The sequence below is a fragment of the Psychrobacter sp. UBA5136 genome, assembly GCF_002414005.1.
Taxonomy (GTDB): domain Bacteria; phylum Pseudomonadota; class Gammaproteobacteria; order Pseudomonadales; family Moraxellaceae; genus Psychrobacter.
The window spans coordinates 47772-74313 of record NZ_DHYG01000067.1 but is presented as its reverse complement, the minus strand read 5'-3'; the positions used below and the strand labels follow the sequence as shown (position 1 = coordinate 74313).

General features: G+C 43.9%; 17 protein-coding genes. 12 read left to right on the top strand and 5 right to left on the bottom strand.

The window, feature by feature from the left end; all coding sequences use genetic code 11:
- Positions 1-2: 2 nt before the first annotated feature.
- From trpD to B4240_RS11380, 4 genes are all read left to right on the top strand, one after another.
- Positions 3-1130, top strand: a complete 1128-nt coding sequence (gene trpD / locus B4240_RS11395) for an anthranilate phosphoribosyltransferase (RefSeq protein ID WP_296239365.1) — start codon at positions 3-5, stop codon at positions 1128-1130.
- 145 nt (positions 1131-1275) lie between these two features.
- Positions 1276-2163 (top strand): indole-3-glycerol phosphate synthase TrpC, encoded by an 888-nt coding sequence (gene trpC, locus B4240_RS11390; protein WP_296239305.1) that lies wholly within the window; start codon positions 1276-1278, stop codon positions 2161-2163.
- Between the two features lie 75 nt (positions 2164-2238).
- Positions 2239-2970 carry a Smr/MutS family protein gene (locus tag B4240_RS11385; protein WP_296239303.1) on the top strand — a complete coding sequence of 244 codons (732 nt, stop codon included), beginning with the start codon at positions 2239-2241 and terminating at the stop codon, positions 2968-2970.
- Between the two features lie 268 nt (positions 2971-3238).
- On the top strand, positions 3239-3871 hold the full coding sequence (locus B4240_RS11380; RefSeq protein WP_296239302.1) for a DNA-3-methyladenine glycosylase family protein: 633 nt from the start codon (positions 3239-3241) through the stop codon (positions 3869-3871).
- Positions 3872-3930: 59 nt separating this feature from the next.
- On the opposite strand, the gene B4240_RS11375 is transcribed toward B4240_RS11380, so the two are convergent.
- Positions 3931-5904, bottom strand: coding sequence for a mechanosensitive ion channel family protein (locus B4240_RS11375; RefSeq protein ID WP_296239301.1), 1974 nt, complete (start codon positions 5902-5904; stop codon positions 3931-3933).
- 387 nt (positions 5905-6291) lie between these two features.
- Here B4240_RS11375 and B4240_RS11370 point away from each other — a divergent pair, with 387 nt between their 5' ends.
- The 8 genes from B4240_RS11370 (at position 6292) to B4240_RS11335 (ending at position 20664) form a co-directional block, all read left to right on the top strand.
- Positions 6292-8184, top strand: coding sequence for a TonB-dependent receptor plug domain-containing protein (locus B4240_RS11370; protein WP_296239298.1), 1893 nt, complete (start codon positions 6292-6294; stop codon positions 8182-8184).
- 324 nt (positions 8185-8508) lie between these two features.
- Positions 8509-9933, top strand: coding sequence for an adenosylhomocysteinase (gene ahcY, locus B4240_RS11365; RefSeq protein WP_296239297.1), 1425 nt, complete (start codon positions 8509-8511; stop codon positions 9931-9933).
- Positions 9934-9944: 11 nt separating this feature from the next.
- Entirely contained in the window at positions 9945-10793 is an 849-nt protein-coding gene (locus B4240_RS11360; RefSeq protein WP_296239294.1) for a methylenetetrahydrofolate reductase, read from the top strand.
- A 174-nt stretch (positions 10794-10967) separates the two neighbouring features.
- A complete protein-coding gene (locus tag B4240_RS11355; protein ID WP_296239292.1) occupies positions 10968-11846 on the top strand; it encodes a 16S rRNA (uracil(1498)-N(3))-methyltransferase in 879 nt (292 codons plus the stop codon).
- Between the two features lie 80 nt (positions 11847-11926).
- The gene (locus tag B4240_RS11350; protein ID WP_296239290.1) at positions 11927-13651 is read left to right on the top strand and encodes a putative bifunctional diguanylate cyclase/phosphodiesterase; all 1725 of its coding nucleotides are present in this window, start codon (positions 11927-11929) and stop codon (positions 13649-13651) included.
- A gap of 360 nt (positions 13652-14011) precedes the next feature.
- Positions 14012-15805: an acyl-CoA dehydrogenase C-terminal domain-containing protein gene (locus tag B4240_RS11345; protein WP_296239288.1), complete on the top strand. Its 1794-nt coding sequence runs from the start codon at positions 14012-14014 to the stop codon at positions 15803-15805.
- Positions 15806-16064: 259 nt separating this feature from the next.
- Positions 16065-17849 (top strand): acyl-CoA dehydrogenase C-terminal domain-containing protein, encoded by a 1785-nt coding sequence (locus B4240_RS11340; protein ID WP_296239286.1) that lies wholly within the window; start codon positions 16065-16067, stop codon positions 17847-17849.
- 373 nt (positions 17850-18222) lie between these two features.
- Positions 18223-20664 (top strand): site-specific recombinase, encoded by a 2442-nt coding sequence (locus B4240_RS11335; RefSeq protein WP_296239284.1) that lies wholly within the window; start codon positions 18223-18225, stop codon positions 20662-20664.
- Positions 20665-20770: 106 nt separating this feature from the next.
- Here the strand turns inward: B4240_RS11335 and B4240_RS11330 are convergent, their stop codons facing one another.
- The 4 genes from B4240_RS11330 to B4240_RS11315 all read right to left on the bottom strand — a co-directional run bounded on the left by B4240_RS11330 (position 20771) and on the right by B4240_RS11315 (position 26536).
- On the bottom strand, positions 20771-21616 hold the full coding sequence (locus B4240_RS11330; RefSeq protein ID WP_296239283.1) for a symmetrical bis(5'-nucleosyl)-tetraphosphatase: 846 nt from the start codon (positions 21614-21616) through the stop codon (positions 20771-20773).
- 45 nt (positions 21617-21661) lie between these two features.
- A complete protein-coding gene (gene rsmA / locus B4240_RS11325) occupies positions 21662-22525 on the bottom strand; it encodes a 16S rRNA (adenine(1518)-N(6)/adenine(1519)-N(6))-dimethyltransferase RsmA (protein ID WP_296239282.1) in 864 nt (287 codons plus the stop codon).
- A 424-nt stretch (positions 22526-22949) separates the two neighbouring features.
- Positions 22950-23984, bottom strand: coding sequence for a fimbrial protein (locus tag B4240_RS11320; protein ID WP_414707128.1), 1035 nt, complete (start codon positions 23982-23984; stop codon positions 22950-22952).
- A complete protein-coding gene (locus B4240_RS11315) occupies positions 23981-26536 on the bottom strand; it encodes a fimbria/pilus outer membrane usher protein (RefSeq protein WP_296239280.1) in 2556 nt (851 codons plus the stop codon). Before B4240_RS11315 ends, B4240_RS11320 begins: the two co-directional genes overlap by 4 nt.
- Positions 26537-26542 lie beyond the last annotated feature (6 nt).

Below are 26542 nucleotides of genomic sequence, written 5' to 3'. Positions count from 1 at the left end.
CGATGAAGCAATTTAACCAAACCCAGCAAACCGTTGAAGACATAAATCAGCTCTCAGATGAGAGTGTTCACAAGCTCCTGACCACCGCGTTAGGCAGAATTTTTCAGCATATCGATTTGACCTTTGATGAGATGTATCAAGTGATGCTGATTATTATGCAAGGCAGATGCAGCGATGCCATGATGGGCGCGATTTTGACCGGTCTGCGTATGAAAGGCGAATCCATCGATGAAATCACCGCCTCAGCAAGTGCCATGCGTGACTTAGCCGCCAATATCAATCCAAGACAGTGCCATTATATGGTTGATATCGTCGGTACGGGTGGCGACGGGGCCAATTTATTTAACGTATCGACAGCTTCGGCGTTGGTCGCAGCAGCAGCGGGCGCGCAGGTTGCTAAGCATGGTAACCGCGGCGTTTCGACCAACTCGGGTAGCTCAGACTTACTTGAGCAAGCAGGTATTAGCCTTTCTTTAACCCCAAAGCAAACGCAGCAGTGTATCGAAAACCAAGGGATTGGCTTCTTATTTGCGCCCAACCATCATAGCGCGATGCGTTATGCCAATCCGGTACGCCGTGAGCTAAAAGCACGGACGATTTTTAATATTTTAGGACCACTGACCAACCCAGCTGGCACACCAAACTTAGTGATTGGCGTCTTTACCGCGCAGCTCTGTGAGCCTTTAGCAAAAGTAATGAAAAATCTGGGCGCGCGCCATGTGATGGTTGTCGGTGCCAAAGATGGTTTGGATGAAATCAGTCTGGCAACTTCAACCACAGTGGCTGAATTGAAAGATGGTGAAATCTCTGTCTATGAGATGATGCCAGAAGATGCCGGCGTCGAGTCACAAACCCTTATCGGGCTTGATGTGGATTCGCCAGCGCAAAGCCTGGCGCTTATTCGCGCGGCTTTATCAGGTGCAGAGACTAATGACCGCGCTGTTCTAAAGGCTCGTGATATGATTGCGTTAAACGCCGGTGCGGCAATATATACCGCCGGACTTGCCAGCAATTATCCAAATGGTGTGAGCCGCGCACAACAGGTTATTCAAAATGGTGACGCCTTAGTTAAGCTTGAAACATTGGCCAAATATACGCAGCAATTAGCGGCTGAAGCTGCAAAGGTTTAATGTTCATTTTTAATAGAAAAGTAATAAAAAAGCACTGCATTCCTAACCTTATTAATCGCTGCTGTTTATACAGCCTATAGTTTATTTGTCTAATTGTTTACCTAATTATTTGTCCAACTGTTTGCTTAAATAATGGAATATAGCCATGACCGCCCATACAAAACCAGATACCGCTATTCCTTCAGTTTTGCAGCGTATCGTCGCTACCAAATATGAGGAAGTTGCCGCTGCTCGTGCGGCATTGCCGCTTGAGGAACTAAAAGCGCAAGTTGCTGCAAATGTTCAGCCGCGTCGCGGTTTTGCCACTGCTTTGCGAGCCGCGGATATCGGTATTATTGCGGAAATTAAAAAAGCCTCGCCGTCTAAAGGCATTATCAATCATAACTTTGCACCAGCGTTATTTGCTAAGCAGTATGAGCAAGCGGGCGCAAGCTGCCTGTCGGTGTTGACCGATCGAGATTATTTTCAAGGTGATGACAGCTATTTAATCCAAGCCCGCGAGTCTTGTAGTTTGCCCATATTGCGCAAAGATTTTATGGTCGATGTCTATCAGATTTATCAGTCTTATTTGATGGGCGCTGATTGCATCTTGTTGATTATGGCCTGCCTTGATGACGTGCAAGTGCAAGAACTGCATGCGCTGAGCATCGAGCTTGGTATGGATGTATTAATTGAAGTGCATACAGCAGGCGAGCTTGAGCGCGCGCTCGAGTTACCACGCTCAGAGCACAACATTTATGGCATTAATAATCGCGATTTAAATACCTTTGATGTAGACTTACAAACGACACTTGATTTAAAAAACACCTTACTGCGCGAATTGGCGATGGATGATGCGTTTGCTGCCAATCCCAATGACAGCCTAGAGCGGCCGCTGATTGTGACCGAAAGCGGCATTCATAGCAGCGATGACATTCGCTTGATGCTAGGTCATGATATTCAGCTGTTTTTAATCGGTGAGCAGTTTATGAAAACCGAGCATCCGGGGCAAGCGTTACAATCCTTACTTGCGGGCGTCGCAGTAGACGAGTAAAGTAATTAAAACGGTTTAAGCAACGGTTTAAATAAAGCCAGCACTCATTCACCAACCAACGATACATTAACTATTATGTCAAACTCCCTGTTTTCAAAAGAAATGCAAGACCAACTAAAAGAGCTTAAAGGGCAATTGAGTAAAGGTCGCGATACCAATTCACCAGAAGGTGAAAATGAAAAGCCCACCGAACCTGTTTTACTGTTGACCCAAAAACAAGTCAAAAAAACGGTTAAGCAATTAGATAGCCAACATATCGACGACGATAAAGTGCTTTTTATGCAAGCCATGCATGGCGTCAGCAAGCTAGAAGATAAAAACGTCCGCTCGCCTGTCAATACCGCAAAAACTGGCAAGCTCGATGCCGCCACGCTTTCAAAACGCGCAGCCGCTCAGGGCAGCGAAGCAGGCGATTTAGGTGCAGGTTTATCAGACATGCAAGCGCTCTTAAATCCTGTCGCGGGTGAAGCTTATTTGTCTTATAAGCAGCCTACCCTACAAAACAAGATTTTTACCCAATTAAAACAGGGCAAACTGCGCTGGTATGACGCGGTAGATATTCACGGCTGCACCATCGAAGAAGCGCGCGATGCAATGACCCAATTGCTCAGCCAAGCCAAGCAAAACAATGAAACTGTGGTCAAAATCGTCCATGGTAAAGGCTCTGAGGCCATTTTAAAAACCTGCGTCAATGGTTGGCTACGTCAACTGCCAGAAGTGCTAGCATTTTGCTCGGCTCCGCCAAAAGATGGCGGTAATGGCGCGGTATTGGTACTGCTTAAAAAGACCAAAACCGATAAAGAATAAGCTTATAGATTAAAAAAGGGACTGCCACCATGCAGTCCTTTTTTATAGCAATAAATCGCTATTTTTTTTGAAGCCGCTCTTTGATGTAGTCGATTAAAAGTAAAACTGTTATAAGTTCAGAGGCGATACAGGCATAAATTTTTCTTGCTTGCTGTGTTCCCAGAGGCTGCGCAAAATTCATTCCTGTATCGCTGTAAGACTTTTAATTTGAATCTACTATACATACTCTCATTATTTTAATGCAAATTTTTTGCTAAGCGATGCAATTATGAGCATACAAACCATCGAAAACAGACAAGAATTAAAAGCACATATTAACAATTTGATTGTTATCGAGCCAAAGTTCGCCGAGGTATATAAACAAGTCGGCGTGCCCGATTTACGGCATAGCGCGGGCGGATTTGCACAGATAATGAGAGCCATGGTTGGACAGCAGCTGTCTGTAGCAGCAGCGGCAAGCATTTGGCAACGCTTGCTTGATGCAGGCTTGACGGCGCCGCAAGCAATTAGTGCCGCGTCCGATGAGGATTTACGCGCGCAAGGGCTCTCTAAGCAAAAAATTCGTTATACGCGCTCTTTGGTCGAGCACAATATAGATTTTGCTGCCTTAGAAACCCTACCCGACGAGGAAGTTATCAAAACTCTAACCGCCGTGATTGGCATTGGGCGCTGGACGGCTGAGATGTATTTGCTGTTTTCGTTAAAGCGCGCCGATGTGCTGGCGGTCGATGATTTAGCCATCAAAGTAGCAACGATGGAGTTGCTAGCACTAGCGGAACGCCCAACGCCAAAACAATTAAAAAACCTGACCCAAGATTGGTCACCGCACCGTAGCGCTGCCAGCTTATTGTTATGGCAATATTATGGTTTTTTGCGTCAAAAAACCGCTATCCCTTTATAAGTCATAGCTTTATAAATAAAACGTTCAATAAATCTTGAGCAAAATTACCACACAAAACATTAAGGCTGATTCCAAATTGAAAAACCAAATTTCTTTTTGGCGTGTTTAAACTTACCTTTTTTTAACAGACGATGTTTATGCTTTTGTAGTTTTTGCTTTTTAGTGGTTTCTTTACGAGCCTTTTTCTCACTCGTCGCACTGTCAGCATTTTTATTTAAATCAAGCGCTTTTTGCTCATCGTCGGTATCGTTATTGTCAGTACCATTATTGGCATCTGTGTCTGCTTCACCCGCATCGCTTGCGTCCGCTGCTTCGTTTATCGAATTATCGGTCACGGTTTCTAGCTGAGGTTGCGGCTCAAGCTCAGCCTGATTGACAATCAGCTGCTGCGTTGGCAGCGCGTGCTCGACATCGTATTTTTTCACCAGGGTCAACACGTCGACCAACAAGTCATCTTGCTTACGATAAAACTCTATCGAATCGACCGCATTAATATAAGCGCGCAGTTGAATGACGTAGCAGTCTTGGCGCAGCTCTGAAATATTGGCCTGATTCCACTCCTGATTGGTCAGCTCGTGCTCGTCCAAAAATTGATCCAATTTTTTGACCATCTTAAAGACCACATCAATATCCGCATTGCGTTTGATATATAAGTTATGCAAAAAGTGAAACATATCCCGCGAAGTATAGTTTTCAATTTGCATCGATGAGAAGTCGCTATTAGGAACCGTCACAATCGTCCGGTTCAGCGTACGCACTCGTGATGAACGAATACCAATATCAATCACCGTACCTGCTTGGTTGCCGAAGCTACAGTAGTCGCCGATGCGTACTGGCGAATCTGCCACCACCACCACACTGCCGACCAAGTTCTCAATCGTCTTTTGCGCACCAAGTGCCAAGGCTAAACCACCGACCCCTAGTGCCGCAATACCTGTGGTCAAGTCAAAACCCAAATTACCAAAAATGACGATGACCGCAAATATCAATAACAGCGCTTTAACCACCTTACGCATGAGGCCCAAGATAGAAACGCGTTCTGTATAGTTTTTCTTATAACTTAAATTGACCGCGCGGGTAAATATCGAATCAATAACGCGTAGTAATAGCCACGTCGTCGCCACCCAAGAGGCAATATCGGTAAAGCGTTTAATCGGTTCACGCAGTGTCACTGATATACCAGCATAAACCATGACCTCGGCCAATATCAGCGCCGTGATAACGACGGTCAGTGGCAATATCACATTATTAGGTAAAGGTAACGTCTCACCTCGTAGGCGAGGATAAATCAGTTTTAATAAATAATAGAGCAGCCAAACCACGATGTAAGTGAAGATAAAACTACTGACTATAATGGCTAATGCCGCCAATATATCGGAAATCTGATAACCAAATAGCTTTTTACCATCTAATGAGTCAATGGTGTAGCGCGAAACCAGCGTCGGCTGATAATTCTCTATCACTTCTGGTATCGAGCTTAGGGTATCGTTTGAAAACTGCCAATACTGCTCGCCTTGCTTAGAGGCCACTCTTTCGAGCACCAGCGGCACACTCTTATCACCGACATTAATCACGCCGACGTTTTCTTGGCTTGGCGGTAGCTGATCGCTTAAATTGCCCTCAGGCGTATTGTTAATTTGCAAATCAGGCTGAAAACGCCCGCCCGCATCGAGTGCTTGCTTAAATTGGCGTACAACGGTGGTTGGATTATCAGACTTGGATAAATTTAGATAATTACTGGCCAGCAGATAGTCGTTATCGCCCAACGCTTTAATAAAGCCTTGTACAGTATGGCGCGGCGTATCACGTCCGAAAGAATCGGGCACCGAGGTATTGACCACCTCTTCAGTTTGACCACCCACGCCTAATATGTTGGCTTCGGCAGCAAGCGCCTTATGTGAAAAAACCACGCTTAATACACTCAATAGCATCGCAAATAAAAACACCGTTACCATGAGCGGCATTTTTATTTTTAAAGATATAAATGATGCAGATGGCGCAGTACGAGCACTCAGATGACGCTGAATAGACAAAACAAACCTCTTAGCTTTAGGAAGAGCAGCACAGTAAATAAATGAAAACCGCCACTATAATAGCAATTATTAATCACAGCAATGCGTTTGATTGCATGTTTTTATTACTGGTTAAAATAGTGCTTGCCTTTAATGCAGATGATACTTATTTAAAAGCCTAAAAAACACTATCAATGGCTAGACAACCCAAATAAATACCCGTCATCATGAGCATCACTCAGCGTATGCTGAATAAATATTAGGACAAAGTGGTTTATAAGTACGTAGCTTTTATAGATAATAAGCGCATGTAAAACTCATATTACTTTTTGTAATTTTTTACTTTTAGGCTCTCGCTTCTGTAACTTTTTACTTTGTTCAACTTGTCATTCAACTTTGGAATTCAATATGGCTTTATCACGTTCATCTTCGACCACCTATCTGCGGTTGTGTATCTTAAGTGCGTTAGGCGGATTTGCTATGAGTGCCACAGCTGCGACTGGTGATAGTAGCGTTATCAATCACAGCGAGCTGCCACAAGTTGAGCTTGATAAAATTGTCGTCACCGCCACTCGGACGCCAACTAAGACCAGTAATGTCATCGCTCAGACTCGCGTGATTGATAAAGAAGAGCTACAACGTTATCAAGGACAAACGGCTTTAGATGTTATTAAAAACCAACCAGGCTTCAATTACAAACAAAATGGTGGACTAGGAACGGTAGGTAGCTTTTATACCCGTGGTTATGATAGCAAGCAAATATTGGTGCTTATTGATGGTATTCGCTATAGTTCAGTATCTACTGGAGAACCTGCTCTAAGCCTATTACCTGCAGATCAGATCGATCGTATTGAAATCCTCTACGGAGCCTCTGGTTCTAGCATTTATGGTGCCGACGCCATGGGCGGTGTCATTCAAATATTCACTAAAGATTCTAACATTGAACAAAGTCAACTATCAGTCACAGTGGGTGCAGGATCGCACGATCAGTTTTTATATGGTGCTACTGCTCAATTTATTAATGACCAAGGTACCAGCTTAAGTATCTCTGCCAGTCATAATGAAACGGATGGTATTAACGCTACACTTCCTACTCACCCTTGGGGTATTCATAATTTAGATGAAGATGGCTTCAAAAGTAATAACTACAGCCTACACCTTAGCCAAAAAATCAACCCAGATTTAAAAGTGGGCGTTAGCGGATTATACAGTGAGTCAACGACTGATTTTGACAGTGGCAAAACTACGGGGAAAGATTTTACAAAGGCAGAGCAAAAAAACGGTGCGGCTCAAGCATTCATCGATTGGAATTACTCGCCTACGTCATCATTAAAACTATCATATGGTCACTCTATCGATGAATCTCAAACGACGGCTACTACTTATACCAGCTTCTATGATACGACACAAAAACAAGTTAGCTTAGTAGGCAGTCATTCAATATCTACTGATAAATTGCTATATGGTATAGAGCATCTAAAACAAGAAATAGATACAAGTGCATACCCCGAAGCTGACAATCGAGAAGTGACCAGTGGCTTTTTAGGCTATATGCTATCTAGAGATAAGATCGATGCACAAGCTAACGTACGCTATGATGACTACTCTGAGTATGATAGTGAAACCACTTATAACTTAGGTACTGCTTATCGCTTAACACCAGATCTACGTGTTGGTGTTAACTACGCCAAAGGCTATCGCGTTCCAACTTTTAATGATTTATTCGACTGGGGTGGTGATCCAAACTTAAAGCCTGAGACAAGTGATAACTATGAAGCTTTTGTTGAGTATGACACCTTACTCCAATCTACACACTTAACTGGGTATCGTAATGAAGTAGAAGATATGATCGCAAGTGATGCAAGCTATCAACGTAAAAACTATGCTGAGGCCAAAATTGAAGGTGTAATCTTAACCAGTGACTGGTTTTTTGATAACTATTTGTTTGGTTTAAGCTATGATTATCAAGAAGCTAAAGATGATAGTGGTAAAGATAACGACGGTAATTATTTGCCTACTCGCCCTAAACATAAAGGTACAGTCTATGTTGGCTACCAACTTTCTGACTTAGACATCCGTGCAGAGTACCAGTATGTTGACGATTACTATAGTAATATTGAAAATACGTCTAAAATTGATAACTACAATATTATAAATATCAGCGGCAACTATCAGCTATCATCGAATTTATCGATGTCGGCTCGCTTAAATAACGTGTTTAATGAAAAATACCTCACTGAGCCGGGTTATAACACTGACGGCACTAATTTCCTAACCTCTCTGACTTATACTTGGAAATAAACCTGTCTAGCAGTATATAATTCCTGTGATTATCAAAAAAAATCAAGGCTATCGCTATCTATCGATGGCCTTTTTTTATGATGCAAGCACTTACGATTTTCCGGAGCCAATAGGTGACAAATTAATCCTCATCAATTACAATAACGACCTCCGAGAGGTGTTGCGCCATAATAAGTACTTATTGCATTTAAGCTTTATCGCTTTGCAGATCATTTGTTATGTTAGGCTCGGTTAACTGTTTATGACCATTTTTGGTTATGAACAGTGCAAATAACGGCACCTGCGTTTTTATTCTTTTTATCTATTAACTGATAGGAGCATATTATGGACGCAGTGTCTAACACCCCATCTGCCCATACGATCGACCCCTCTTTCACTGACTATAAAGTCGCCGATATCAGCCTTGCTGATTACGGTCGCCGTGAAATCACTTTAGCTGAAGCCGAAATGCCTGCCCTGATGGGTTTGCGTCGTCGCTACGAAGCCGACCAACCGCTTAAAGGCGCAAAAATCGCTGGCTGTATCCACATGACTATTCAGACGGCTGTCCTTATCGAGACGTTAGTTGCGCTCGGTGCGGAAGTACGCTGGACCTCATGTAACATCTTCTCAACTCAAGACCATGCTGCTGCTGCGATTGCTGCTGCTGGTATTTCTGTTTATGCTTGGAAAGGCGAAACCGAAGAAGAGTACGAGTGGTGCTTGCGTCAACAAATCCACGTTGGCGGCGAAGCGTCCGGTCAACTTTGGGATGCAAACTTAATCTTGGACGACGGCGGTGATTTAACCGCTTTGATTCATAATGATTATGCCCAAATGCTTGATAACATCCATGGTATCTCTGAAGAAACTACTACAGGCGTCCATCGTCTGGTTGAGATGCTTAATAAAGGCACGCTAAAAGTACCGGCTATCAACGTTAATGACGCGGTTACTAAATCTAAAAATGACAACAAATATGGCTGCCGTCATAGCCTAAATGACGCCATCAAACGTGCAACCGACATGTTCCTTGCAGGTCGCCGCGCCTTAGTTATCGGTTATGGCGATGTCGGCAAAGGCTCAACGCAAAGCTTACGTCAAGAAGGCATGATTGTCCGTGTCTCAGAAGTTGATCCTATTTGTGCCATGCAGGCATGTATGGACGGCTATGAAGTATTGTCACCTTACATCAACGGCGATAACACCGGCGGCGCGGAGAGCATCAACACTCGCCTGCTAGAAGACACTGATTTGATCGTCACTACTACCGGCAACTACCATGTTTGTGATAGACATATGCTAGCGGCGTTAAAACCTGGTGCAGTCGTTTGTAACATCGGTCACTTCGACACTGAAATCGACACCCAATTTATGCGTGACAACTGGCGCTGGGTTGAAATTAAGCCGCAAGTCCATCAAGTATTCCGCTCAGATGACGAAAACGATTATTTGATTTTGCTTGCTGAAGGTCGCTTGGTGAACTTAGGTAACGCCACAGGTCACCCATCACGCGTGATGGACGGCTCATTTGCTAACCAAGTATTGGCACAAATGTACTTGTTTGAGGAAAAATTTGCTGAGCTGCCAGTTGATGAGCGCTTTGACAATTTGTACGTCAAAGTCTTACCGAAAAAACTTGACGAAGAAGTTGCCGCGGCGATGGTTGCAGGTTTTAACGGTACTTTAACGAAGTTGACTGAAAAGCAAGCTGAGTATCTAGGCGTGCCTGTCGAAGGTCCGTTTAAGCCTGACGCTTATAAATACTAAGGAGCCAGCCTGTGAGTAAGCCTGCTTTCTCCTTTGAGTTTTTTCCGGCAAAAACCGAGCAAGGTGGTGAGAAGCTACTAAACACTTATGACGAGCTAAATAAGCTGTCACCTGCGTACTTTTCAGTGACCTATGGCGCTGGCGGTTCAACCCGTAGCCGTACGCTTGATATCGTGCAAGCTTTGTGTGCGCGTGGTGACACGGACATTGCGCCGCATATGTCTTGTATTGGCGATGATAAAAGTCAAATCGCTGAATTACTTGATCTTTACAAAGGTTTGGGCATCAAACGTTTGGTCGCTTTGCGTGGTGATTTGCCATCAGGGCAAGTAGGCATGGGCGAGCTACCATTTGCCTTGGACTTAGTGAAGTTTATCCGTGAGCATTCAGGCGATCACTTCCGTATCGAGGTCGCCGCCTACCCTGAGATGCATCCGCAAGCGCGGAGCTTTGAGTTTGACGTTGATAACTTGGTGAACAAATACCAAGCCGGCGCCAACGCCTCGATTACGCAGTTTTTTTATAACGCTGATAGCTACTTGTTTTTGCGTGATATCTTAGAAAAACGCGGCATTGATACCGTGGCGCAGCCATTGGTCGCGGGTATTATGCCGATCACCAACTCTAGTAATCTTGTGCGCTTTGCCGATAGCTGCGGCGCCGATATTCCGCGTTATGTGCGTAAGCGCTTGGCTGATTTTGGTGATGACCGCAGCGCTATTCGCGAGTTTGGCTTTGATGTGGTTTATCGTTTGTGCGAACGCTTGATCTCTGAGGGCGTACCTGCCATGCATTTTTATAGCATGAATAAGGTTGAGCCAAACAAGCGCTTGGTTGAAGCACTCGGGCTTACTGCTTAAAACTTTATCGAATGTATTGTTTAACGACTGGCGTTCTTAGGGGCGCCAGTCTTTTTGGTATGGGAATTGCATTTATGCGAATGCCACTCGTGCCAATCGTTTTACCCACTCAACTGATATTCTGCTAAGATATTGAAAAAATATCATGACCCTTATTATAGGAATTAAGTAACTTTGCGCCGTTTCTTTTATGCCACTAGTAATGACAGCAGTGATAAAAATGTCCCCACCTACCCCAAGCTTAGTAGCTTAGCTATTGGTGCCAGTGTCGAGTTAACCGAAAGTATTGTCCATCATTGGTGCCGTGTACTGCGCGCTAATATTGGCGATGAGGGAATCTTATTTGACGGTTTTGGCGGTGAATATCACGTACGTTTGCAAAGCATTAGTAAAAAACACGCCGCGGTGACGTTATTGGCGCACCTAGAGACTAACCGCAATGCCACTATTTTAACGAAAATTGGCCTAGTGATGAGTCGCGGTGAGCGCCTGGATTATGCCATTCAAAAATCCACCGAGCTTGGCGTGAGCGCTATTCAGCTGCTAACCAGTCATCATGGCGAGGTTAATCTCAAACCTGCGCAAGTAGAGAAAAAGCTGGCCCACTGGCAGCAAGTGGCTATTGCTGCTTGTGAGCAATGCGGCCTCAATCGCCCGCCCCTTATTATCGCGCCATTATCGATTGATGACTGGCTATCAAATATAGCAGCTAACGAAAACGAAAATAAAAATGAGATGATGGTCAGCCCAATCGTAGCTGAGCTGAGCCAAGATATTTACTATCAAGCACTACAGCAGCCAGCCGACCTGCGTCTACAATTGAGCGTGCCAGCAGCTGGACAACCTTTGATGCCCGAGACTCTGCCCGTCGTGTTAAAACAGCAATCCCCTTATGTGGAATTATTAATCGGACCTGAAGGCGGGCTCAGCGCTGACGAATGCGCCCGCGCCGCAGACGCTGGTTTTGCGCCGTGGCAAATTGGCTCAAGGGTACTACGCACTGAAACAGCGCCCGTGGTTGCGTTAGCGACTTTGCAAGCTTTAAGCCTTTAATCAGCAACGCCCTGCTATCAAAGCTCGCTACTGCTATAAAAGCTTCATTTATTATTCAATTTGATGTTATGAGTCCCATTATGACCGCTTTTACTCCTATACCCATATCAGATAAGCAGCAATTGCTGGTCAAATTATGTGAGCAGTTTGAAGACGCCATATTTATATTAGACACCCAATTGCGCTATTTATCCGTCAATGCCAGCTATGAGCTGATGCTTGGTTATACAGAAGACTTTTTGCTTGGGCGCCCGCTTGGTATTTACGCTGCCGAATTTTTGTCAGACGATGAACAAACCGTGCTCAAGAACCTTATTAACAGTTTAGACAGCACCGGATTTTGTGAAATTGATTTTTCCATGGCAAACCGCTACGGACAAATACTTGACTGCCATATCACTTACCGCCGCATTTATTTAGAAGAAACCGCTTATTACATCGGTATCATTCGCGATATGGCGACGCTTGCTCAAAACAGAAAAGAAGTTGTGCACCTGCTAAATTACGATCAGCTTACTGGACTGCCAAACCGCAAAGTGTTTTTAAGTCAGACCAGTGAATTGTTGTTGGACAGCTATCAAGAAGTGGTGGTGGTACGTTTAAACATTGACCGCTATCGCAATCTCGCCAGTCTATTGGGACCTGATAGCATCAACACCTTGGTAGAAAACTTTGTACGCCGCACCAAAGAGCTAGAGCTTGAACATTTGCGCTGTTTTTCTCATTTTGGCGGTGATGATTTTGCCTTATTGTTTGAATGCAGTGATGCCCATATGGTACGCAATCAGTTAGACAGCTTGATGCAAATGTGCGAGCGTCCTTTTTTCTTAAATGACAGCACGGACAAAGAAACGCAGGTCTATTGCCATATCTCTGTCGGGGTCAGCTATTTCCCTGAAAATGATCATGAGTTTATTGGGCTTTTGACCAAAGCGGAAAAAGCCTTGAATTATGTGAAACAACAAGGCGGCGATGATGTCTGCTGGTATCATAAATCCATCAATGAAGTTAACACGCACAATATACAGCTAGAGTCTGAGCTTAGAGCGGCCACCAATGACGGTCAGTTTGTGCCGTACTATCAGCCCAAATTCGCCTTAGATACGGGTATCATTACAGGTTTTGAGGCGTTGGTGCGCTGGCAACATCCTACCCGCGGTTTATTAAAACCCATGGATTTTATGGATGCGGTCATTTCTCATAAACTGTCGTTTGAGCTATTTTCGCAAATGGCCATTCAAATCGCCAAGCAGCTATCGGCATGGCAACGTTTGGGTTTTCATCAACATATCTGTATCAATGCCGATGCCGCTGAATTTAGTCAGCCGGACTTTTTTGAATTGGTCAGGCATTTGCTGATAAATCATGATATTGCCGCCCATCAATTGCACATTGAAGTGACGGAATCTTCCTTGATACAGCGCCACACCAATGTCAAAAAACAGCTTGATTTACTCAAGGCGCTTGGCATCTGTCTGGCGCTTGATGACTTTGGTACCGGTTACGCCTCGTTGAGCTATTTACAAGAATACCCGTTCGACTTTATTAAAATTGATAAAAGCTTTATCTCCAAAATAACGGGCGACCGGACACAGCGCGCGATTGTTAAGGCGATTTTGGATTTGGCAGAGGCGCTTGATATGCAGGTTATCGCCGAAGGCATCGAAAACGAGCAACAACGTGATTTGCTACTTAGCATGGGCTGTCAGTACGGGCAAGGTTATTGGTTTGGTAAGCCGATGACAGCGGATGAAGCAACCAAAATGCTAACGCAGCAACATTTGTCTAAAACTAACTCTCCTTAGACTTATCTCTCAAGAGTAAATTGCCTGAATTTTTCTACCATTATTATTAAATAATGCTTCAATTTTTAGCGTATAAGCTCGATGATATATTGGATGCAATACAGGTTGATGACTTATCAGTATTGTCACCAAACTTGTATATTTGCCAGTGAACGCCTATCTTTTACCAAGAATTTACGAATACAGTCATAATTCTTTTTTACTCTTCTCAATTTATTTCATATGATCGGTGTTGTTGTCCGTTATTCATACAGACAACCCCCCTACTAGTAACAGGCGAGCGACTCAGATTTCAGTAATGAAAATCACTGATGGTTGCCGCCTTACTGCCGGTCGCATCCTAAAAAAGGACAGGAAGTTATGCAATATAAAGCGCCTCTACGTGATATCCAATTCGTGATGCATGAGTTACTTGACAGCGAAAGCCACTACAAAACCTTGCCTGCGTTCCAAGAAGCAGACCGCGAGTTGATGGACAGTTTGTTTGAGATGGCGGCAAGCTTTGCTGAAAATGAGCTGTCACCATTAAACCAAAGCGGCGACGCAGAAGGCTGTCATTTTGACAACGGTACTGTCACCACGCCAAAAGGTTTTAAAGAAGCCTATAAACAATACTGCGAGCTTGGCTTCCCGGCTTTGTCTGCTGAAGAGGAATTTGGCGGTCAAAACATGCCGTTCTCACTATCAACGGTCATCAATGAAATGGTTGGTACGGCCAACTGGTCATTTTCTATGTACCCAGGTCTATCACACGGCGCGATTCAAACCATCGAGCACCATGGTACTGATGAGCAAAAACAAACCTACCTAGAAAAAATGGTCACCGGCGAATGGTCAGGCACCATGTGTTTGACCGAAGCGCATGCCGGTTCTGATTTGGGTATTATTCGTACCAAAGCTGAGCCAAACGATGACGGCACTTATAGCATCACTGGGCAAAAAATCTTTATCTCAGCGGGTGAGCACGACCTAACCGACAATATCATTCATATCGTCCTAGCCCGTCTACCAGGCGCGCCTGCTGGCACCAAAGGCATTTCACTATTTATCGTACCTAAAGTGTTGGTAAATGAAGACAATAGCCTTGGCGAAAACAACAACGTCGTTTGTGGTTCTATCGAACACAAAATGGGTATTAAAGCCTCAGCAACTTGCGTCATGAACTTTGACGGTGCAACTGGCTACCTGATTGGCCCAGAAAACCGTGGCTTACAATGCATGTTTACCTTTATGAACGTTGCCCGTATCGGAACAGCGGTTCAAGGTTTAACCGCAGCAGAGTATGCGTTCCAAGGCTCACTAACCTATGCTAAAGACCGCCTCGCTATGCGCTCGCTATCAGGTGCTAAAGCGCCAGATAAATTCGCTGACCCAATCATCGTGCATCCAGCCGTTCGTAACATGCTATTGACCGAAAAAGCCTTTGCTGAAGGTGGTCGCGCGCTGGTTTATTATCTCTCACATTTTGCTGACACCGTAGCAAAAGGCGAAGGCGATGACCTAAAATTTGCTGACCAAATGCTGTCACTGTTGACACCGATTGCAAAAGCTTTCCTAACTGAAACTGGTCTAGAAGCAGCCAACCATGGCGTACAGGTTTATGGTGGTCATGGCTTTATCAGCGAGTGGGGCATGGAGCAAAACGTCCGCGATACACGTATTTCTTGCTTGTACGAAGGTACCACTGAAATCCAAGCGTTAGACTTACTCGGCCGTAAAGTATTGGGTTCACAAGGTAAATTGCTTGCCAACTTCATCAAAATCATCCAAACATTCTGCAACGAGAACAAAGACAATGACGAGATGGGTCAGTTTATCCGCCCACTTGCCAAGCATTTAAAAGAATGGAGCGATTTGACTGCCCGTATCGGCATGCAAGCCACTGAAAACCCAGATGCGGTAGGCGGTGCGGCGGTTGATTACTTATACTTCAGCGGTTACGTCACGCTAGCTTACTTATGGGCGCGTATGGCATTGGTCGCGCAAACAGAAATCGCTAACGGCACTGGTGAAAAAGCTTTCTATGATGCCAAAGTTAAAACCGCACAATTCTACTTTGCAAAATTATTGCCACGTACTACCACGCACGTACAGCGCATCAGCACGGGCGTTGAGCCGTACATGACTATGGACGTTGATCAATTTGCGTTTTAATTGAAAAAATCTTTCAATTCAATATTGTAGTATAGTTTCTAATATTCAGCTCTTATCGGCAACATACTTGGGTGTGTTGCCGATTTTGTTAGGATATGCCCTAATAACTATTTTTGGTGTACGCACAATTCACGAAGAAAAACACCCGTCGTTACGCTAATTTGCTAAACTTTAGCTATCTATGCTTAAGCGGCACCCACAAGAACAACTGAACGCTTGGCCCTACTCACTTTTATTTATTTGAACCAAAGGAATGTTTATGGCTGTTTATAATGCCCCTCTTAACGACATGCGCTTTATTTTAAATGACGTATTTAATGCGCCTGAATTTTGGCAAAATAACGAAAACCTCGCTCATGTCGATATGGAAACGGTCGATATGATTTTGGAAGAAATGGCAAAATTGTCAAAAAACGTCTTATTACCCATTAACCGCAGCGGTGATGAAGAAGGCGCAACCTTTGAAGGTGATGGCGTCGTTACAACCCCAGCGGGTTTTAAAGACGCATATAAGCAGTATGCCGAGTCTGGCTGGGTTGGCTTAAGCGGTAATTCTGAATACGGCGGTCAAGGTTTCCCAAAAATGGTGACCATGCTAACCGAAGAGATGGTTTTTACTGCCAACCAAGCATTTGCCCTCTACCCTAACCTAACCGTTGGCGCGACACTTTGCCTAAATGCGGCGGCGAGTGAGGAGCAAAAGCAAACTTACTTAGAAAAAATGTATAACGGTGAATGGTCGGGCACCATGTGCTTGACCGAACCACATGCGGGTACAGACTTAGGTATTATCAAAACCAAAGCGGTACCAAACGATGATGGTAGCTATAACATCTCTGGTACCAAAATCTTTATCACCGGCGGTGAGCATGACCTCACTGACAATATCATCCATTTGGTACTCGCAAAAACCCCAAATGCGCCAGAAGGCTCTAAAGGTATCTCGCTATTTGTAGTGCCAAAATTCTTGGTTAATGAAGATGGCAGCTTAGGCGAGCGCAACACCTTAGCGGTTGGCTCTATCGAGCACAAAATGGGCATCAAAGCCTCAGCCACTTGTGTGATGAACTTTGACAATGCCAAAGGCTGGATGGTTGGCGCAGAAAACACTGGTCTGTCTTCAATGTTCATTATGATGAACTATGAGCGCGTGACCATGGGTCTGCAAGGCTTGGGCGGTTCTGAGCTTGCTTACCAAAATGCGGCGCTCTATGCCAATGACCGTGGTCAAGGCCGTAGCGATACGCAAATCCAAAGCCCAGAAAAGCCTGCTGATGCCATCATTCATCATGCCGACGTTCGCCGTATGCTGTTAAATGCCAAAGCCAACACCGAAGCGTCACGCTGCTTTGCCATGTATGTCGCCAAAAACCTCGATGAAGAGAAGTTTAGTACTGATCCAGAAGCCGCTCAAGCCGCTGCTGCGCGCGTTGCATTACTGACGCCTGTTGCTAAGGCTTTCTTGACCGACAAAGCGTTAGAAGCGACGATTGATTGCCAGCAAGTATTTGGCGGTCACGGCTATATCCGCGAATGGGGTATGGAGCAAATCGTCCGTGATACCCGTATTGCCCAGATTTATGAAGGTACCAACGGCATTCAAGCGCTTGACTTATTGGGCCGTAAAGTTGCGCGCAATAACGGCAAATATGTCACCCATTTCTTAGGTGAGATTCGTGATTTTGTCAATAATATGCAAGCGGATCACGGCATTAAGCAAGCGACGCTAGACGCTGCCGATACCATTGAAGAGCTCACCACCACTGTGCTTAGCAATATTAGCTCACGTAAGAGTGAGATTAATGGCTGCGCCGTTGATTACATGCATGCTTTTGGTTACCTCGCCTACTCGTACATGTTTGCCTTGATGGTTGAAGCTGCGAATGGCAAAGAAGGTGAGTTCTACACCAACAAAGCCAAGCTAGCCGATTATTTTGTTGGTCGTATCTTGCCACGTATCAATGCTCATGCGCAGATGGTCAAAGCTGGCAGTGATCCAATGATGAACTTTGATCTTGCTTACTTTGATGTACCTGCTAGCTAATTTTTCACTTTTATAATAAAGTAAGCCGTATCAAACTAAGATAAAAGGGACAGCCACGTTACTGTCCCTTTTTTTGCCAAAAATACTGTCGCAGCAAGCAGCGCAATCACTAAGAGAATAACTGCTAACAAAATAATTAACCGCCCATGCATCGTTACGATTAAAATAACGCACAGTTACGCGGATTAATTTTACTAAAAGTTTCTTTAATTTTTAAACGAGAGAGCGATACATTAGCGAGCTAAAAATTAGCAATCAAAAATCCCACCTACTTATTGCAACATCGATAAACACAACCATTGCGAAAAACAAATATATCCTTGCCCGCACTAAATAATAACAAAGACTGAAATAACCACATAAGGGATGCGATGTGTCAGAAATAAAACACATTTTACAACAGATTACCGCCTTAAGTGATGTGCCAGACCCTGCGGTACTCAAGCGCTTAATCGATGAGCTACGGGTGAGCGATAAAGAGCCCGCGTTAGCCAATCAAAAGATGCAAGATTTGATTGATGTTTTACGTCAGCATCCAGAATATGCCGATGGGCTGGCAAGTTTCGTTTTAAAACTCATTATTGAATATCGCCAAATTGCGCTATACACCGACACGGGCATCATGTCGGATCAGGGCTTTTTTAATAGTCTGCGCCGCCTGATCGGCCATCGTTTTTTACCGCTGTTGCCACAAGAAGATTCTGTTATTGAGCTGGTCGGTTATTTATTTGATAAACGCTCTGATGAGCGCTGGCTTGCCAACATCGACAAGGACAAATGGGATACGCTGGTCGGGCTACTCAAGGTCAATGAGCCACATTTAAACTTGGTCGCGACGGCAAAAAACAGCATTTTAAACGCAATTATTATTTTATCGTATCGTATCAGCGGTATCGGTTTGCATCCGGATTTGATGGAATTTTATCCGCAAATGCTCAATTATTCAGCATCATTTGTGGCCCAAAATCAAGAAGCCGTCCTGTACGTCAATCAGTACCGTGAAGCACATGAGCTTGATACGTTAACCGATATCATCCCTGACAAGGCGGTCGACCCTGCGCCGTTACTGGTGATGATTGAGCAATGTGAAGACATCGTTGCTACCATACGCAAGCGCATTTATAAAACCGGTATCTCAATCCGCCTAACCAACATGATGCTGCGCTTGGACCAAAGCTTACGGCGTATGCGCATCCTAACCGAGCTGGTGGCGGACAATTACGATAAGCGCGATCGGGCGATCATCGAGCTCATTCAAGCGCTGATTACCAGCGCCAGTCGCCGCTATAGTATTGGTTATTTGATTGATAATAATACCAAGCTCTTGTCACGCAAGGTCACCGAAAACGCCAGCCGCGTTGGCGAGCATTATATTAGTACCGATAAGGCCGGCTACCAAAAGATGTTTAAAAAAGCCTCTATTGGCGGTTTTATCATTGCTTTTATGGCAACGATAAAAATACTGGCGTATCACTTAGCGCTTGCGCCGATGGGGCGCGCTTTTATAAACAGTATGATTTATGGTTTGGGCTTTGTGTTTATTCATATCGTCCATGGTACGGTCGCCACCAAGCAGCCCGCTATGACGGCCGCGGCAATCGCCTCTACCATTTCTGACGGTTCTGGCAAAAAATCGCACCAATTAAATAAGCTATCAGAATTGGTGGTCGATATTTTGCGTACCCAGTTTGTCGCGATTATGGGTAACGTCATGGTAGCAATACCAGTGGCGCTGATTATCTCGTTTGCGTGGTTGCAATATACGGGCGCGCCGATGATTAATGCCGATAAGGCCGCGCACTTACTGCATGATCTCGACCCGTTTCATTCCTTAGCCCTACCGCATGCCGCTATCGCTGGCGTGTATTTATTTTTAGCGGGTCTTATCGCTGGTTACTATGATAATTTGGCGGTTTATAACCAAATCGGCGCTCGTATTCAGCGCCACAGGCTACTGCAATACTTATTGCCCAAAGCTTGGTTGCAGCGTTTGGGCGGCTTTATCGAAGCCAATCTCGGCGCTATTATGGGTAATTTTTTATTCGGGGTGTTCTTGGGCAGTACCGCCACCATAGGTTTTATATTTGGCTTGCCAATTGATATTCGCCACATTGCCTTTGCCTCGGCGAATCTAGCGCACGGACTGTTTAATATGTCCGCCAATCAATGGGATTGGCCGGTTGTTTTCATCTCTATCTTGGGCGTTGCCCTTATCGGAATGGTCAATCTGATGGTGAGCTTCTCGCTGGCATTGTTTGTGGCGCTGCGCTCTAAAGAAGTCAAATTTATGGAGTGGAGCCGTTTAACCAAGCAGCTTTTTAGTCATATGCTGACCCACCCGTCCGACTTTTTTTGGCCACGCGATAAACCGATGAAGTACGCGCGTATCGACAGCCAAGGTCACATGATTTTTGATGATACCCATGCTCATAAAGGCGGACAACCCATCCCCCATAACTATGTCGTGCGCCGTTTATCGGATGTCAAAATCCTGCCCAAATCTAAGCAAGAAAGTATGCAAAATGAGCAGGCGATTACTGATATAGATTATGATAATAATATATCGGATAGTCATGCTGACGCGGCGCTGAAAAGTCGAGAAACGCACAGTACTACTAAGCCAGTAAGCGCCAAAAAAACGATCGACCTCGATGATGGACTAATAGATGAGGAGCTAAACAGCGTCCCTTACCGTAATGATATCCAGTACGATAAGCTGCCTAAAGGCGAAGATAGCAATCCTGATAGTAAAGCCGCTGGCGATGCCAAAACGCCCTTGCCTAAACCAAAAAAACCACCAAACCTACCCAGTTAATGGGTAATTTTGGTGGCTGAGCTGGTGATTTAACTGACAGCTTAAATGCTAGGTTAATATTTATTTTAAGGTTTTTATCTAAAAAGTTTTATATAAAGCAGAATGACTATTCTTCTTCTGGCTGTACGCAGTGAGCACTTGAGGTGATGGTTTTACCGTCGCCCAAACGATAAGCAAATAGGTAATTACCCCAAACACAGCCACCATCAAGCGCACGCGCATACGGCAAGTCGACCTCAGCTTTAAGCGCGGCCCAATGGCCAAATAGCACCTTGCGCGCTCGCGGTACTTGCCATTCAAACCAAGGTAAAAAATCCTTTGGCATCGGCTCATCCAAACCTGCTGAAAAATCAAATTCAAGCGTGCCGTCTTGTTTGCACAAGCGCATACGCGTGAAGTAATTGGCAATCGCGCGCATTTTGGTATAGCCATGAATATCTGCATGCCACTCATCGGCGGTTTTGCTATATAAGTGTGGCAATAAGCGATCGAGCTGTTTTAGACTGCCTTTTAGCTGCGCCTCTAGCTGCTGCGCATATTTCGCCGCAGCCTTAATCGTCCAATGCGGCGGAATGCCGGCATGTACCAGCACCGTCTGCTCATCAGGGTAAGCCAGTAGTGGCTGATGACGTAGCCATTCTAATAATTCATCGCAATCATCGGCAGCAAAAATAGGCGCAGTCTTGTCTTTTTTCTTAATCGATGTCGCCCCGCGCCAAACTGCAATTAAATTGATATCGTGATTGCCAAGTACCGTTGCCGCAGCGCCCTTTTCACATAGAGACTTTACATGACGCAGCGTACTTAGCGAGTCTTCACCGCGTGCCACCAAGTCCCCAGCAAACCATAGCTTGTCTTGCACAGGGTCAAAATCTAAGGTTTCAAGTAACTGCAGGTACGCGGCGTAGCAACCTTGCAAATCACCGATGACATATTGATGGCGAAAACTCATAACACCTCTATACTTTTTAGATGATAAATTACGCTGCTAGATAAATTACGCTCCTACTTGGCGCGCTTGATTACTCAGATTGACAAAATCTTTCACACTTAAGGTTTCAGGACGCGCTTGCGGATCGATGGCACAAGCAGCAAAATCTGCTTCGCTTAGGGTCGGCAGTAGCGTAGAACTTTTAAAAATAGCCCGCAGTGTCTTACGGCGATGGTTAAAGGTTTCGCGTACCACGAGCGCAAAATACTCTTCATCTTCTGCCACGACTGGCTTATTAAGATACGGCGTCAAGCGAAAAACCGCACTGGTGACTTTTGGCGGCGGATTAAAAGCACCGCGCGGTACGGTCAATAAATAATCGGTATCGCAGTAATATTGCATGATGACCGATAAGCGGCCATAGGTTTTACTGCCGACGTCAGCGGTGATACGCTCAACCACTTCTTTTTGTAGCATAAAATGCATGTCTTGAATGACATCCGCATAACTGAGCAAATGAAAGAGTATCGGCGTAGAAATATTATATGGTAGATTACCCACTACGCGCAGCTTACCGCGCTCAGGGCTATACAGCTCACGATAATCGACATGCATGGCATTGTCTTTAATAATCGTAAAGTTCGGATGGCTATTAGCTCCAATACGAATGCGCAAACTATCTGCCAAGTCACGATCCAACTCTACCACGGTCATCGCATCGACTTCTGCCAATAGCGGCTCTGTTAGCGCGCCCATACCGGGTCCAATCTCGATTAAATTGTCATCTCGCTCTAGGCGAATACTGTCAACGATTTGACGAATGACACTAGCGTCATGTAAGAAGTTTTGACCAAAGCGTTTACGCGGTTGGTGTTTGGCAGCGCGTAGGCTGTTAGAAATAGATTGAGCATCAAACGTAGTTTTGGACATAAAAAGGTCTTAATCGATAAAAGATAAATGGGCTATCGCGCTATGGCAGCAATGTGCTGGATTTATATGCGCTTTTATTTGCTGGCTTTGTAATACGAAATTATAGCACAGCTCATAATTACACTGTATTTTTGAGATATTTTATTAATAAACTACCCATACCTTATCACAACCGACACATTGCTTTTTTTGTTCTAAAATCCTTTATTATAACGACGATTATGAGAATGAGCATGGTTCCCTAGTGAGGACTTGAATGTTTGGCTGTAGGCTAATAGTATCAACATTTTAGATAAATAAAATAGGCGCGGTGTACTTCGTTGTGTACATACATTGAGCTTTTAAATCATCATTTTTGTGTATCATAAGCGCTATTATAGGAATAGCGTCAGTTACGAAAAAAATTATACTTTAATAATTCAAATTACTCATACTCAATAGTCACAGTCGCCACTGAGCTCACCTTTCCTGGTGTAATAATGGCATCTGTTTGATAGTAGCTTGCATCTAGCGGAACATTGTATTGAATGTTTTGATTCGACTTAACAGTTCCCAATGCAAGTTTTTCGTTTTTTACAATTACTTTACTGACATTGTTATAGTTTGTCTTTAGTTGAATACCGACACCTTTCGCTCGGGTTGATGCAGGCGCATTGTTAGCCAACACATTCGTTGTATTAGGTGCTAGCGTATAGTCAAAATTCAAACTAATTTTATTGCTCTGTACATAGGCTGTTAAATTTTCACCACCATTACATAAAAAGTTTAGATCAAAAGCCTGAGTACCTTGTGTAGAGCCAACACCTTTAAATCCAGATTTATTGACAGTAGGTAGTTGCACAGTCTTATTAGGCTCTCCTAATAGCTCACATGAGGATGAAGCAATTGTAATAGCATTACCGTACACTGTACTTGTCAAAAAAGGATTATTTACATCGTCACGCGAATGATAACTACTGTACCTACCTGCAGTCAAAGCGCCCGATCCTGTTGAAGCAGCCGTTTTAATGATCTCAACAACAAAAAAACCTTCGCCTAGTGTATAGGTCTTATCTCTGAGAAGCGTACCGCCTGACAACGCTTTGCTGTAGGGATAGTAGCCGGAAAAATCTGAGCCATTTCCAGCATCTCTGTACAAACGAATTCCTATACCTTTAATATTAGTGTTATAAACAGAATCACCACCTGCTGGGCTTAACGAAGGGGTTTGTGAAAGAACGGCTTGTATTGTCCCTCCGAAAATATTGCAACTAATCTTAGAACCATTAGGGGTAACAGGAAAAGAAGCGCGTCGCAAGACCGTTCCAACGGGATCGCTCGGTCTAACAACGACTCTGCCTACATTCATACTGATATCAATAGGTGTAAAGCCCCAGTCGGCCGTACACCTTGCATATACCTCTGAACTTAAAACACAGCTCATTAGCAAGAAAAAACTATTTAATAGTCTAGAGCTCATTGGCATAAACCTTCTAACATCAGCATATTTTTCTCATTCTTTGATGACTGAGCGGTGACATCATATTGTATCTTGCATTGCGCATCTTGTGTCTCTCCCCACTTTACTGTCACTGTATCAGCCAGAGTGTTGGTGCGTAGATACACTAAGCTGCCTTGAGCAACCATACCCACATACTCACCTTTTGAGTCGAATACTTCAGATGCAAAAGGCAATGTCTCCCCTTTGGCATCTAAACTTCTAATATAAAGTGCTTTTCCTGACTTGGTCACAAAATTAACTTTTGAGATTGATCCGGCATAAGGCGCAATGCGTTGACTACTGCCATCCAGCTCTACATCTAATGACATATTCTCAGGGTTTAAAACAATTTCATTTAAACGATAAGGGGTGACATAGGGGATCACGGCATAGCCTGATTTATTAATGGTTAAACCGTTGGTATTATTGACTTTAGCGCCTGTAGCGTCAGGAGCATATACTAAAACCATGGTTTGGCCTTGGTCTGGTCCAAAAAGTACACCCTCAGAGTGAGCAACAATATTGCCTCTTGCCGTTAATGATACTTGTTCGTACTGATCTGAAGTACTGTATGAGCCACCTAAGGTAGTAACGTTGGTACGGTATTGTACGTTGGTATTGAAGCTTGAGCTGTCTTTATAGTCTGTTGATACTGAAGCGCCATAGTTAAATCGATCGCCTATTACTCCACTCATGCCGACGGTGGTATTATCTTGAGTATGCGATGAATTTACATTTATAGAATTACGTTTAAAAGAAAGTGGTAATGATAATGTTAACAGGTATTCAGTATCGTTCTCACTCCTACTTGTCGAACTATTTTCTACCATTCTTCTAATGGCTGACACCCCATAGTTCAAATTCCGATAGTTATTACTATAACCGACCTGATATTGTTTGGTGGTTTCTTCACGATCCCAGTAATCTACCCAAGACCCAGTCGCATAGAGATTCCCCCAATCATTAGGCAACCCCTGATTTAACGTTATTTGAAGTTCGCTACGCTGTTTACCATAGTATTTAGAGCTTATGCCCTTTTTTTCTAATTCTTGAGCCAGTAAGGCATCACGCAGATTATAATAATTTTCTGTTGAATAACGATATGCGGCCAAGGTTAAGTTAGTATCTGTTGGTGTAATGAGCTTACTGTAACTGAGGCGGTAACTTTGTCCTACCTCTTTATCACGACGATCAAAATTTGCTTGAGAGTGCGTCATATCTAAAGCAACTGCCCCTATTGGTGTGGCAAATGCACTACCTAACGTCAACGCCGTATAATCTTCTGATCCTTGAAAGCCCCCATAAGCCGTTATACGATTATTAACACCCCGTTGATATTGACCTTGAACAATAAACGGATTCATATCTATATCAGTGTCACGAAATTGCCCCGTCATGACTGAATAACGACTCATACCTGGACGCAACATTTGTGCGACTGACGCATAAGGAATTGCGTATTTCTGAATATCGCCATTAGCTTCTAGAATAGAGACTTCTAGCTCTCCACCATAACCGGTAGGATATAGATCATTAATCTCAAAGCTTCCAGCAGCAACGGTAGTTTGGTAGATTAGTTGACCTTGCTGACGAATTTCAACTTTAGCATTGGTTTGAGCATTACCTCGAATTCTTGGTGCATAGCCAAGCATACTATTGGGTAGCATGCGGTCATCACTAGAAAATTCTGCACCACGATAACCAAATGAGTTGAATACCTCACCATTGGTAAAGCTATCACCAAGCGTTAATACACCTCTATACTGAGGAAATGCTCGCTGAGCATAAGTACTAATAGCGTCATAAGTTGATTGAGTGTCTTTGCTCTCAGTCTCATCCTCCCACTTCCACTGACCATTGTGACGAAATTGCCAGTCTGCAAAATTTGCACCTGTACTTAATGATACAAACGCATTGGTATTGTCTTCGCTATTTTCTATTTTATTATGAGCTTTATAGGCGCTCGCATTGTACGAGACAAATGCAGCATCAATACCACGATCCCAAACACTAGGGTCAACGTACCCTTGTGCATTTCTTTCCATGGCAATTTGTGGAATCGAGATATCAAATCTTAACTTTGAGGAGTCAAACTCATAAAAAGAATCCTGAACCCATTCACCCAGCTGTTGACAGTTTTTATTATTGACTGCCAGTCTTTCTTTAATAACCTCTGCTTTTATACCATATTCAAGCAATTGTTTTGAGGAAAAGCAGGTATATGCACTTTTATTATCTTCCGTATTTTTGAACGCTATTTGATGCTTGCCAAACCAGTTACCATTGATATAGACATCTACGTTGTAATCACCTGGTAAGATCGCATTAGCATATGTAAAACGTTTAATGTCGATGTTTTTAGCTTCACCGATTAGGAAATCTGAGTTAAATTCAGCTATTTTTTCAGTAGGTCCATTTTCAATATCACTGGCTGATGCCAATGTGGTTATGCCAAGAGTGATCACACAATACGCCAAACAGCATTTAAGATGCTGCTTAATATTTTTAGAAATATGCAAGGTGTGTTTCATAACACG